Source organism: Paenibacillus sp. GXUN7292, from assembly GCF_050864975.1.
GTDB lineage: Bacteria > Bacillota > Bacilli > Paenibacillales > Paenibacillaceae > Pristimantibacillus.
The window spans coordinates 33,504-44,475 of record NZ_JBOZWO010000046.1; the positions used below are offsets into that span (position 1 = coordinate 33,504).

Below are 10,972 nucleotides of genomic sequence, written 5' to 3' on the forward strand. Positions count from 1 at the left end.
CAGTATAATAACATAACCTTAGCATGGCATGAAACTTCATTGTATGACAATTATTTGACTATACATTAATCAATATGCTCCGTCAATGCGCCATACTTGCCAGATACAATACTAAGCGCATGCGGCAGCTGGTCCAAAATAGCAATCAAACTTTCATGTACACCTTTGGGGCTGCCCGGCAAGTTTACAATAAGCGAGGTGCCTCTAATGCCGCACACTCCTCTTGTCAGCATCGCCCTTCTTGATTTTTGCAAAGCGCCTATCCGCATGGCTTCAGCCAGGCCTGGAACCTCCCTGTCAATAACCTTCAAAGTAGCATCTGGCGTAATATCACGAGGAGCAAGACCTGTTCCACCAGTAGTCAGCACTAAATCAGCCTGATAGTATTCTGTCATCTCTATTAGCGCAGCCATGATTTCGTCCTGTTCATCAGGTACTATACGATAGTCAACAATAACGCCGCCGAGTTCTTCCTCAACAAGCTCCCGTATCACCTGAGCGCTGGTATCCTCCCGCTCGCCTCTTGACCCCTTGTCACTAGCCGTTAACAAAGCAACCTTCCACTGCATGTCACTTTCCTCCCATCCTCAATAAATATTTCTATAAAATAAACATAAATCCTTTTTCTAGTTAAGCCTTTTTATTTGTGATAAATTATCTTTTTTAATATATATCTCTTCTACTATAACATGTTCGTGGAGAGATGATTAATGAGATTAATATTATTTCTTCATTAATATACTTCTCATCCCGTTCTCTGTTACCAGCCAGTCCATAAACTGGTCATGCTTATCGGTTGGAAGATGATCGACAAGCTGCTGTTCATATGCAGCCCCCACCCAAATCGTCTCAATCGCCTTGCCGCCTTGTCGAAGCTTCTGCGCAAAACGGTCATAATACCCGCCACCGTAACCAAGCCTTCCCCCATTGGAAGCAAAAGCGATGCCGGGCGCTACAACGACATCCGGCGGCTCTGACAAGTCTATCTTTCTGGATACAGCAGGATCAGGCTCCATAATACCATATGCTCCGGCCTGCAGCTGCTCCAAGCTGTTTATTTCATAAAGCTCTAACGAATGATCTGCAGCAATGCTTCTCGGCGCAATTACCTTTATGCCGTTGTCCCAGCTCCATTGCATGGCCTCAGTAAGCTCAAGCTCGCTGCGAAAAGCAATATATATCATTACAGAAGTGCTGTTTCTCTGCTTAAGCCATTGTATAAGATGGCCGCTTGCTGCCATTCCAGCAGCTTTTCGCTTTTCGAGCTCAAGGCTGTCTCTCATCCGGCTCATCGAGCGTCGCAGCTCCTGCTTAGCCGGCTCATTATGTATAGATTCCATAACTGGTCATCCGTTCCGCATTTTTGCCATGATTTCATCTATATGTAGTGTACCATTGTTATACAACTTTCGCCAATGAAGATGCTAGTTTATGGTACACTACGAAGAGAACTATTTTTCCGGCATAGTAAAGATTATAATTTATTACAACAGGATAAACGGCTTCGCCGTTCTTTGAACAATATTGACTATATTGGAGGCTTTTAAAAAGATGCTGCTGCAGGTTTCTAACATTTCAAAAAGCTACGGCGTTAATGCTGTATTAACTAATATTTCTTTTCAAATTCAAGCACGGGATCGCATAGGATTAGTTGGTGTCAACGGAGCTGGAAAATCTACTCTGCTCAAAATTATTGCAGGCGAGCTTAGCTGTGATTCTGGAGACATACATAAGTCCAAGGAAACAAAGCTGGGCTATTTGGCTCAAAACAGCGGTCTGCAAACGGACAAAACGATATTGGCTGAGATGCGTTCTGTATTTCAGCACCTTATAGCTGCTGAGCAGGAGCTTCGTGATCTCGAGCAGCAAATCGCTGATCCCCGTCTTCATGCCGATGAAAAAAAGTACGAGGAAATTCTTGATCGCTATGCCAAGCGTTCTGATTGGTTTCGTGATCAGGGCGGCTTTGAAGTCAACACTAAAATTCAAAGCATTCTGCACGGAATGGGCTTTGGACAGTTCCCGCCAGATACATTGATTGAAACATTAAGCGGAGGCCAAAAGACAAGACTGGCGCTGGCCAAGCTGTTGCTGCAGGCTCCCGATTTGCTGATGCTGGATGAGCCCACCAATTATTTGGACATTGAAACACTTACCTGGCTCGAAAATTATTTCCGCGCTTATTCTGGAGCAATTCTGGTCGTATCTCATGACCGTTATTTTCTCGATGCGCTCACGCAAACCATCATTGAGATTGAGCGTCATGCTGCAAAACGCTATACCGGCAATTACAGCCGATATATTGAGCTTAAAGCGGCCCAATATGAATCCGATTTGAAGCGCTATGAAAAGCAGCAGGATGAAATTGCTCAAATGGAGCAGTTCATTCAGCGCAACCTTGTACGCGCCTCCACTACCAAGAGAGCACAGAGCCGCCGTAAAGCGCTTGAACGCATGGATAGAGTCGACAGACCGCTTGCAGATCTTAAACGGGCGAGCTTCAGCTTTGAAATTGAACGTATGACTGGAAAAGAAGTTCTTACTGCGGATAATTTGTCGATAGGCTTCAATGATGAAGACAAGCCGCTTTTTGAGCACGTATCCTTCCGGCTGACAAGAGGAGAAACTGTAGCACTTATTGGTCCCAATGGGATTGGAAAATCAACGCTGCTCAAAATTATAGTCGGCGAGCACAAGCCAAGAACAGGTACATTGCAATTTGGCGCCCATGTCAAAATCGGCTACTACGACCAAGAGCATACGCACTTAAACCGCAATAACACTGTTTTGGAAGAGCTGTGGAGCGCTTATCCGCATGTAGAAGAAGCACGCATCCGCACGATATTAGGCAACTTTCTATTTAGCGGCGAGGATGTGCTGAAACGCATCTCTGCGCTGAGCGGCGGCGAGAAAGCGCGCGTATCGCTTGCGAAGCTTATGCTTGCAGAAGCCAATTTTTTAATATTGGATGAGCCGACTAACCATTTGGATTTATTCAGCAAGGAAGTATTGGAGGCTGCGCTAGTCGATTATGAGGGAACGCTTCTGTTTATTTCACATGACCGTTACTTCCTCAATAAAATGGCAGAGCGTATTGTCGAATTGAAGCCAAATGGCACTGAGCATTTCCTGGGAAATTATGACGAAATGCTTGAAAAAAAGCGCGAACTAGAAGAAGCAGCGCTTGAAATTGAGCAGCAGCGCGTAGCGAATGCAAAGTCTTCGCCGATCATGTCGACTGCTAGCCCTTCAGCACAGACAAACAGCTATGAAGCTGATAAGCAAGCAAAGCGCGAGGAGCGCAGCCGCCAGCGTAAAATTGAACAGCTGGAAGCTTCTATCTCGCAGCTGGAGGAATCGATTGCCGAGCTGCAAATACAGCTTACTAACCCGGAAATCTTTCATGACTATGTAAAAATCCAAGAAATTCAGCAGGAAATTGACAAGCAGCAGGCTGAATTAACTAGCTGCTTGGAGCAATGGGAAGCTTTAATTGATGGCTAACTATCAAGCTAAGTCTGTCGATTCATTGATTGGGGTAACCTTTCATAAGCAATAGGAAGGAAAACGGAGAGCAGAGTTTGGACTGGACAATCAGAAGCGTCCGTCTTTGCGGCCGATTTTAACCTTTATAGGTTTTTGGAGGGTAATATTGAAAGGAGAATTTCGTTTATGGAGCGATCAGTCAACACTCTTTCAGAGGCAACAAAGCAATGGATATGCCAGCAGCTTCAGCCTATTGCTGGTAATACGCAAATTGTAATGCTCGAACAGCTGCCTGGCGGTATTTCCTCTCACATATATGGAGTAACGCTGCGTGCAAATGACGAGCTTATTCGGCTGGTGATGCGGCAGATCGATGATGAAGATTGGCTGAACGAGCAGCCTGATGCAGCGCTCCAGGAAGCTTCCGCCCTGCAGATATGCGAGAAGTGGCAAATTGCTGCCCCGCGAATCATTGCCTGTGATGCTGCAGGCGAGCATTGCGGCAAGCCTTCTGTGCTAATGACGAGACTGGAAGGAACGCCATTGCTGCAGCCGCGTCAAATGGAAGACTGGCTGGGACAGCTGGCAGCTGCTGCAGCAGGTGTGCACCAGGCTGAACCTCCTTCATCCTATTGGACTTATAAAACATATCAAAACATTCCTCACTTCACAGCGCCTGCTTGGAGCAAGCAGCAGGAGCAATGGCATAAGCTGCTTCAGCGTTTAAAACAGCCGGCACCATCTGTCGCTTCCTGCTTTATTCATCGAGACTTTCATCCTGCCAATGTATTATGGAGCGATGAGAAAATAACAGGCATTGTCGATTGGACGAGCGGCTGCATTGGTCCTGCCGGCATAGATATCGGGCATTGCCGCATTAATTTAGTTATGCTGCACGGCGTTGCAGCAGCAGATCGTTTTTTGCACGAATATAAGCTTGTAAGCGGCAATTCGTTTGTCTATGACCCTTATTGGGATATTTTGTCCCTAATTGATATGCTGTTTGGTCCCCCAGAAGTTTATCAGGGCTGGGTTGCACTCGGCATTACCCATTTAACGGATGAGATGATGGTTGAGCGTATTGAAACGTACACAGTTAGCCTTGCTGATAAGCTGAACTAGTTGCAGCCTCCCTAGCTGAAATCTATCTCTCTGGTCAGACGTTCCGTTATTACGCCCAAAATCGCAATTATGAGGCCGTAAAGTGACAGGCGTTCCGTTATTGGTCCATAAATCGTAGAAAAGCACCGTTTAGAGCTGTATAGCGGAATGTGTGTCCGCGAACGTGTGGCCATATCTATTTTTTAAGGCTGCAGCGGCCCTCAACAAAAAAATTCCTCGCAGCCAGCGCGAGGAACTCCCTAGTACAGTTATAATTGCTCCATCGTAATTAAACCAAGTCTTTTCGCTTCTCTTATCGCTTCAGAGCGCGAGCGTACATTGAGCTTATCGAAAATTTTGGTAAGCTGGTATTCTACATTGCGCTGGCTTACATGCAGCAGTGCCGACAGCTCCTTATTGCTTATTCCTGCCGCAACCTCCTGCAAAATCATAAGCTCCTTCTCATTTATTGAAATGTCCTCCACCGACATCTCTGCCCGAGGAAGTGAAACCTCTTGTCTTCGAAGCTGCTTAAGCAGCGTAATCGGAATAACTGCATCACCACGCATCGCGCAGCGAATTGAATTATGAAGCTGCTCGCGAGATACGGTTTTGGAAATAAAACCGGATACGCCAGATTCAATAAGCAAATTAAAATGCGAACCGATTTCATAACCGGAATAAATAATAATTTTGCGTTCCTGATCGAGCTGCAGCAACCGCTTCGTCAGCTCCAATCCGCTAATGCCCGGCATGTTCAAATCGCATAATATAAGGTCAAAGTGCTCCACCTGCACAATATCAAGAGCTTCCAGTGCAGACAAAACAACCGTTACTTTCATCTCCTCGTCCTGCTCAATCATCGTCTTCGTGCCTTCGCCAACAGAAGGATGATCGTCAACTAATAAGATACGAATCACGAGAAATCCCCCTTTCGGAATGCTTGTGGGATAACATTTCAGGAAATAATATTGTAATATCCAAACCTCTGCCCATTTCAGAATAGAACGTAATTTCCCCTTCCAGGCTGGCTACTCTTTCCTTAATGCCCGATAATCCCATATGCTTGAATGATTCTTCCATATTCTCGACATCCATGCCAATTCCGTCGTCCTGGTAGTGGAAATAAATAAAGCCATTGCGCACCTCAAGTTCCATCATGACGACTTTGGCCTGTGAGTGCTTGTCCGCATTGCGGAGCAATTCCTGCACGATTCGATAAATAGCCGTAATCTCTTCTTCATGCATCGGCTCTGTAATCGGCTTTGCTTTAAATATGACTTCAAAATTTACTCGCATCTGAGTATGCTCAATAATCGATTCAACTGCTTCCACAATGCCCATTTCTTTTAGCAGCGGCGGGCGCAGTTCATTGCACGTTTCTCTAATTTGATGAATAACGTCCAGCAAGCCTTCTTTAATGTCGGTCAGCTCAACATTTAAATCTCGCGTCAGCTTGTAATCCATTATAACGCCCTCCAGCTTGCGATACCAAAGCAATTGGTCCTGCAAGGCGGAATCATGCAAATCTGCAGCCAGCTTGCGGCGTTCGTTTTCGGACAAGCAAAATAACAGGCGCAGCACCCAAGGCGAAGTTGTATGCTCCTTGCGCACTTCTGTTTCCAAGTCCTCAATCAAGCCTTCTATTAAAAATAAATTTTCGAAAACGATGCTGGCATAATTGGATATCGTCTTCAGCCAGCGTATTTCATCCGAGTTGAATCTCGTGTGATTCGTCTTAGCACCGATCCATAAAATATGGCTTCTCGTGCGCTGTCTGCCGATTATTAACCCCAATCCGTACGGCAAGCTGATTAACTCTCCAAGGCTAAAGGAATCTATCGTATTCAACAAAAAATCCTTTGTAACACTATCCTCAAGGCTATCGCCAATAGGCGTTACAGTATGCTCAGTCAAATCTACCATAACAAATTGAATTTTGCTGACAGGCAGCAAGGCGGAAATTTCACCTTTTAGCACTGTCTCCAAATCCGACTTATTCATTACTCTTGCTATGCTGCGGGAAAAACGATCCAAGCTGTCCTGATAGCTGTACATCGCTTTAAAAAGCTTAGGCCGGTAGCGCTGGTCAATTTGTTCTTTTACATATAAAAACAAGGTCATGCCCACATATATAAATACAAAGGTCAAAAACCAAATATGCCATACTGCTCTTTCTTCCTGCAGTACCGCTACTGTGACCGCTGCTGCAACTATAACGGCCGGGATAAAGGCCAGGGCTGTGTAATACTTGAATCTGGTAAGTATAAAATCAATGTCGAACAATTGATTTGACGTCGTTAAATAAAAGTATACCGCAGGCAGCACAAATAAAAATAATGCGGTAAAGGCTGGAGGAAGCAGCTGCTTGGCCCCGATAAGCTGAGGCAGCAGATTCATGGAGGCAAATGGCGTAAAGGCTACCAAATGCGAGACAAGTGTAATCGTAAACAACGATTTCAGTTTCGTTCGGCGATGCTTGATAAAATGCTCAACCAGCTTGTAGACACACACCAAATTTCCTAGAAACACTACAGCGCTGTATGTCCCTTTAATATAAGTAAAGGTTTCAATCGTCAACACGGAGGTCCATATATAGAACAGGCTCACTAAGCTATTGATGGAAATAATTGCAAAAAGAACATACAGTATTTTGTTGCTGATGAACTCAACCTCGAAACGCTTAACATAGCGATTCATAAATATCATAAACAGTAATGGAATATTCGGGATTACGACATAAATAATCGATATTCCAACTGGATCTCGCAATAAGGATGCAGCAGAGCTAAAATAGCTGATGCCGATTGAAATAAAAAACAATATAAGGGTAATAGCTGCCGGGTCGTTTCTGCGTTTCATATAAAGAAACACTGAAAATGCAAAAAACAAGATCAATGAAATTCCTGGTATATACAGCTGTACAAGCAGCTCCGGCATAGAATGCTCGCCTGACCATAGCTTTGAGAACTCGATAAATACTTGTTCTCCGTCAGCTTTCTCAAGCAGCACATTATCTGCATACTCGATAGACAAATATTTTGTTACATAATGATACAAATGAGCAGGCGCTCCATTCACTTCGACAACACGGTCGCCAATGTGCATCTTCATCATATAGCCTTGACCGGCAGGCTCTATGGAGTCAACAACATACAGCTCCGGACCTTGCTTGTCCAATACAACGCCAATAGACGGCGTTTGTAAAATCACCGCCGTCAAATAAGTTACTGTTGCTGCAACTAAAAACAGGAAAAGGATTACATTTATTTTGTTTAACCTTGTTGATTTCATGTAATCCTCTTCCCCTTCAAACTTTTAAAAAATTATAGTATCAGTTCCACACAAAAGCGTAGCCACTGTTCTTATGTTGTTTGTCCTTCAATTCACCAAGTAATGCTTTTTGCTCAAGAGCCGATACACCTGCAAGCTGAGGCTGCGCCCCGTTAGCTAGTGAGAAATTTACACCATTCTTTGCCATTTGACGAATTGTTTCCTTTAACATTTGAACTCCTCCGCTTCTACTATTGATATAGTACATGTTTATTAGTACATTTCTACTATATCAACAATAAATAGAGCGGAAAACGCAAACGTGTTTCGTAATTTCCGAAATAGCTTTTGCGTGGTATTATAGTATATAATCTATTCGTTGACCAGCTTTAAAAGCTGATTTCTCCAATAATCGTCCACATTTACTTCATCTATTATTTCTTTGAAGCTTTCATAGTACTTTCTGCTCATCACCGATCCATACAAAACTGCCCCCGATTGATGGCAAATTTCCTCGAACTGCTCCCGCTTATCCGCAATATCATTTACGGTCAATTTATCCTCGTAATAATCACGAATCCACTGCAGCTCTTCCTGCTCATCCTCTAACAGATACATCGTCAGCAAGCTTCTTTTGCGCTGCAAAAAATCACTCTTGTCATCCCAGCGCAGCAGGTCTCTCAAATCATTGCGAAGCTGCGCAGCAATTCCAAGATCAGAAGCGTATTGCGCTACTCGTTCATTCCAAGGCTTGCCTGCCAGCAGCACACCAGCCATACTCGCAAGCACGAGCAAGGAGGCCGACTTCGCTCTAACCATTTCCAAATAATCGTCCTCATCAGCACTTTCATTCAAAATATCGCTCATTTGGCCGTTAGCTGCCTGCAAAAGCTGCTTATTCATCAATAAAGCAAGCTCTGCTTGTACTAGCGGCCCATTTGCGCTTTCAAGCAAACCTTGCTGAGATAGCGTAAGCATTGACGTCGCGATATGAAGGGCCACCGGCTCAGGCGACTTCATCCATATTTTATGAGGCGCATCCTGATCTTGAATATCATCTAGTATATCTGTCGCCAATACCGCAAGTTCAATCGCTGCCGCTGCTTTAAATATACGTTCCTCTTCCGCCTGCCCTTCAAACATATAGTAGTGACAAAGAACAAGCTGGCCAAAAAATAAATTTTCTTTTTCTTTTTCCTTAATATACGCAGTCGCATTTTGTAACATTGAGCTGGTCGTAAACCACTGCTCTGCCAACTTAAGCATATAACTACTAATTTGCATGGATAAATTGTTTTTCATAGTTCCTCCGCTTAGAAAGTTGTGCCCATATTATACTATGGGAACTCACCCTTTTCTATCTCTTGTTGCAAGCTGAAGCCTCTACTTCTTTAAACTCCCTCCTGTCACTATTTAATTTTCCAAATAGCGATGCAAGCATTTCGTTCCTTTTAGCGATTAGCTGCGAATAAAGCAATGAATAACTTTTACTGTCTCGCTCACGCTCCGGCACCTATATTGGCGTCCTCCCTTCTTTTTCAACAGCGTAATGCATATAAACAGCCTCCATCGTCAAACCGCCTCCCGGCAAATTTTTAATAAGCTGCGAAGGAGAACCGCATTGCATAACCTTTCCAGCTTTCATAACAGCGACCTGATTGCTGTACTGATGAATCTCTGTCAGATCATGAGAAATAATAACGATTGTTTTGCCAGCCTGGCGCAAGCTGTTCAGCAGACTCCAATATTGCCGCTTGGCTTGTCCGTCAAGGCCGGTAGTCGGTTCATCCAAAAAAATAATACGCGGATCATTCACAGCAGCTATTGCCAGCATTGTCAATTGTCTCAATCCGCCTGAAAGCCTTTTGACTTCTTTATGTGCAAAAGTTTTTAATTGAAACAGATTCAACAGTTCAGGTATATCTTTTTTCCGATTATACAAGCTTTGAAAAGTTTTTAATGCTTCGAAAACGGTCATCTTTTCGATTAACGAAGTACTGCGCATAAAAAAATTAATAAAGTTTTTAATTTTTGCAGATTCCGTCTGTACATCGTAGCCCAATATCGTTATTTTGCCTTCATCCATTGGACTTAGACCCAGCAATAGTTCCATCAAAGCTGTTTTTCCTGCGCCGCTGGTACCTATAATGGAAAATATTTCGCCTTCCTTCACATGTAAGGAGACGTTTTCTACGACCTTGCTGCCCCTATATAATTTACTGACCTGTTCAACTCGTATCATTTTTTGTTATCTCCATTCCAGCCCGGCTCTTTCGCGTATTTCTCTCCTCCCTAAGATAACGCACAAAAAATATTTTTTCACCGAAATAGTGATTAGTAATTAACGCAATATGTGTTGCGTACCGCAAATAAAATACTTTTTATGGTATTTATAATTAATTTTATTAATTATTAGCCATTTAATTATTCACAGCGTTATCCACAGCAGTGGGATAATTGTTAGTCAATTCTGTCTATAATAGATTGAAATAATTGCTTTATTTACTCACTTTCATTTATTTTCATTGTTTTAAAAAATAAATTCACAATTTTGTCCACGTTATACACATTATCCACAGATAGATGTTGAAAATAATATCCACGTTTACCCCACAGCAATATAGACCGAAAAAGGGCGAATTTACAAGCTTTTTACTTAGTTATGCACATTTCGTGCTCTCCTGTGTATAACTTTGTGCACAACCTGCTATTTTTGCACAAAACTCTCACCTTTATATGGGATTTCATCCATTTCGGATTCAAGTGAAACTCAGAAAACTGTAACGAAGACGAGATGCGTTATTCCCCCAAAAATGCCACTTTTGAATTTGTAACGAATCCATATTGCGTTATCTGTGAACAAACCGCCACTTGGAGCCACTTTTCGACCCAATAAGGCTGCTCATCTTCGTTAGATTTTCAAACTATCCGATTAAGGCCTAATAGCGCTGCCTAGATTCGTTAGAAGACGTAACCCCCTCCTGTTGATCACGCAGTTAACCTTTGCCCACCTAAATTGTCACGAAGATTAGCAGCTCTTTGTGTGAACAAACCACGTTTTTAGACACCTTTTGCCCCAAATAAGCCCGTCAAGCTTCGTTAGATTTTAATA

Annotated in this window: 9 protein-coding genes; 2 read left to right on the top strand and 7 right to left on the bottom strand. The window is 43.3% G+C overall.

All coding sequences use genetic code 11. The annotated features are described in order from the left end of the window. Positions 1–65: 65 nt before the first annotated feature. Both ACRRU2_RS24955 and ACRRU2_RS24960 read right to left on the bottom strand, forming a co-directional pair. On the bottom strand, positions 66–569 hold the full coding sequence (locus ACRRU2_RS24955; protein ID WP_331697950.1) for a MogA/MoaB family molybdenum cofactor biosynthesis protein: 504 nt from the start codon (positions 567–569) through the stop codon (positions 66–68). A gap of 153 nt (positions 570–722) precedes the next feature. Beyond that, positions 723–1,340, bottom strand: a complete 618-nt coding sequence (locus tag ACRRU2_RS24960) for a 5-formyltetrahydrofolate cyclo-ligase (protein WP_432505853.1) — start codon at positions 1,338–1,340, stop codon at positions 723–725. A 211-nt stretch (positions 1,341–1,551) separates the two neighbouring features. Between ACRRU2_RS24960 and ACRRU2_RS24965 the strand changes: the two genes are divergently transcribed. Then, entirely contained in the window at positions 1,552–3,504 is a 1,953-nt protein-coding gene (locus ACRRU2_RS24965) for an ABC-F family ATP-binding cassette domain-containing protein (protein WP_432505855.1), read from the top strand. Positions 3,505–3,672: 168 nt separating this feature from the next. Next, complete coding sequence (locus ACRRU2_RS24970) at positions 3,673–4,608, top strand: aminoglycoside phosphotransferase family protein (protein ID WP_432505857.1); 936 nt, start codon at positions 3,673–3,675, stop codon at positions 4,606–4,608. 248 nt (positions 4,609–4,856) lie between these two features. On the opposite strand, the gene ACRRU2_RS24975 is transcribed toward ACRRU2_RS24970, so the two are convergent. The 5 genes from ACRRU2_RS24975 to ACRRU2_RS24995 all read right to left on the bottom strand — a co-directional run bounded on the left by ACRRU2_RS24975 (position 4,857) and on the right by ACRRU2_RS24995 (position 10,102). Next, positions 4,857–5,507: a response regulator transcription factor gene (locus tag ACRRU2_RS24975; RefSeq protein WP_331697954.1), complete on the bottom strand. Its 651-nt coding sequence runs from the start codon at positions 5,505–5,507 to the stop codon at positions 4,857–4,859. Beyond that, positions 5,485–7,881: an ATP-binding protein gene (locus ACRRU2_RS24980; RefSeq protein WP_432505860.1), complete on the bottom strand. Its 2,397-nt coding sequence runs from the start codon at positions 7,879–7,881 to the stop codon at positions 5,485–5,487. Before ACRRU2_RS24980 ends, ACRRU2_RS24975 begins: the two co-directional genes overlap by 23 nt. A 40-nt stretch (positions 7,882–7,921) precedes the next feature. After that, entirely contained in the window at positions 7,922–8,092 is a 171-nt protein-coding gene (locus tag ACRRU2_RS24985) for a hypothetical protein (RefSeq protein ID WP_331697956.1), read from the bottom strand. 140 nt (positions 8,093–8,232) lie between these two features. Further along, entirely contained in the window at positions 8,233–9,162 is a 930-nt protein-coding gene (locus tag ACRRU2_RS24990; RefSeq protein ID WP_331697957.1) for a polyprenyl synthetase family protein, read from the bottom strand. Between the two features lie 211 nt (positions 9,163–9,373). Continuing rightward, positions 9,374–10,102, bottom strand: coding sequence for an ABC transporter ATP-binding protein (locus ACRRU2_RS24995; RefSeq protein ID WP_331697958.1), 729 nt, complete (start codon positions 10,100–10,102; stop codon positions 9,374–9,376). Positions 10,103–10,972: the final 870 nt, after the last annotated feature.

Coding starts and splice junctions, on each gene's coding strand:
- ACRRU2_RS24990 (WP_331697957.1), bottom strand. CDS start 9,162: ATGAAAAACAATTTATCCATGCAAATTAGTAGTTATATGCTTAAGTTG.
- ACRRU2_RS24960 (WP_432505853.1), bottom strand. CDS start 1,340: ATGGAATCTATACATAATGAGCCGGCTAAGCAGGAGCTGCGACGCTCG.
- ACRRU2_RS24955 (WP_331697950.1), bottom strand. CDS start 569: ATGCAGTGGAAGGTTGCTTTGTTAACGGCTAGTGACAAGGGGTCAAGA.
- ACRRU2_RS24995 (WP_331697958.1), bottom strand. CDS start 10,102: ATGATACGAGTTGAACAGGTCAGTAAATTATATAGGGGCAGCAAGGTC.
- ACRRU2_RS24980 (WP_432505860.1), bottom strand. CDS start 7,881: ATGAAATCAACAAGGTTAAACAAAATAAATGTAATCCTTTTCCTGTTT.
- ACRRU2_RS24965 (WP_432505855.1), top strand. CDS start 1,552: ATGCTGCTGCAGGTTTCTAACATTTCAAAAAGCTACGGCGTTAATGCT.
- ACRRU2_RS24985 (WP_331697956.1), bottom strand. CDS start 8,092: ATGTTAAAGGAAACAATTCGTCAAATGGCAAAGAATGGTGTAAATTTC.
- ACRRU2_RS24970 (WP_432505857.1), top strand. CDS start 3,673: ATGGAGCGATCAGTCAACACTCTTTCAGAGGCAACAAAGCAATGGATA.